The following is a 1,036-nucleotide window of genomic DNA, read 5'->3' on the forward strand; positions in this document are numbered from 1 at the left end:
GCACTTGTTAATATTGGCGATGTAAAAAGCAAACATGAAGCCAACGTTAAAACCCATACCGCAGCATAACGAAGGAAAATAAAATGAAAAACACAACACCGACTAACATCCACGACATTGTTTTCTCCGACAGTCAATCAGAGACAATAGTGAATGATATTATTCATCAACGAATCCCATTCCCTAGATTTGGAAAAACTGCACTATGCCTATATGGAAGCTATGGGACAGGGAAAACAACATGCGCAGGCTTGTTTTGCCAAGACTTTGAACTAGCTTTAACTTCTCAACAAATGGTTGCCGAACCGCTATTCATTAGCTGCAACAAGAGCGAGTCAATAGACGTCATAATTAAAAGATGCAACAACCAGCGCTCTTTTGTTTCTTTCAACGCGAGTGGATACCACTATTTCATATTTGATGAAGCTGACAACCTAACCGAACCGGCACAAAGGGCTTTAAAAGCTTTTTTAAACAATTCAGATGTTATATGCGTGCTGACAACAAACTATCTTCAAAAGTTAGACAGGGGACTGCTAGATAGGTGCATACAGATTAACTTTAACGCTGCTAAAAAGGAGCGTATAAAATCTCGAATCATAGACATATTAAACTCCAACGGCGTCGTTACGATGGAAGACGGTGTTATCGATGAGTGCATAGAGCATAGCGATGGGACTTGGCGAGACATCCTAATGAAAGTTTCATATGCAATAAATAACACGACTGTAGCCAAGAAGCCAATAAAAAATAATATCCGCATCGTTAAGTAAGCTTGAGCGAAGCCGGTTTAACGGCTTCGCTTCTTTGCATAGTCTCTCGGCAACATACTCGCCACAAGATAGCTACTCACAGTTAGCCCTAATGAAATAGCGTAGATTCCTATCATTGAATCGCCCCAGGTTTCGTAGACACCTCCAGGCCTTATACTAAAGGTATCTAGGAGGAACCATGAGCTATCCCCGCTACACTGAAGAATTCAAAATCGAAGCCGTCAAGCAGGTGGTAGAGCGCGGCCATCGCGTGGCCGAGGTCG

General features: G+C 42.3%; 2 protein-coding genes. Both read left to right on the forward strand.

Features of this window, described 5'->3' with window-relative positions; genetic code table 11:
• Nucleotides 1–83: 83 nt before the first annotated feature.
• On the forward strand, nt 84–773 hold the full coding sequence (locus MOY_RS16325; protein ID WP_009102052.1) for an AAA family ATPase: 690 nt from the start codon (nt 84–86) through the stop codon (nt 771–773).
• A gap of 178 nt (nt 774–951) precedes the next feature.
• Nucleotides 952–1,036 (forward strand): transposase (locus MOY_RS16330; RefSeq protein ID WP_035540951.1); only part of this gene is annotated, 85 nt, incomplete at its 3' end.

This window comes from Halomonas sp. GFAJ-1 (assembly GCF_000236625.2).
Taxonomy (GTDB): Bacteria; Pseudomonadota; Gammaproteobacteria; order Pseudomonadales; family Halomonadaceae; genus Vreelandella.

Excerpts from the sequence above, each read along its gene's own strand:
- MOY_RS16325 (WP_009102052.1), top strand. The coding sequence starts at position 84 with ATGAAAAACACAACACCGACTAACATCCACGACATTGTTTTCTCCGAC.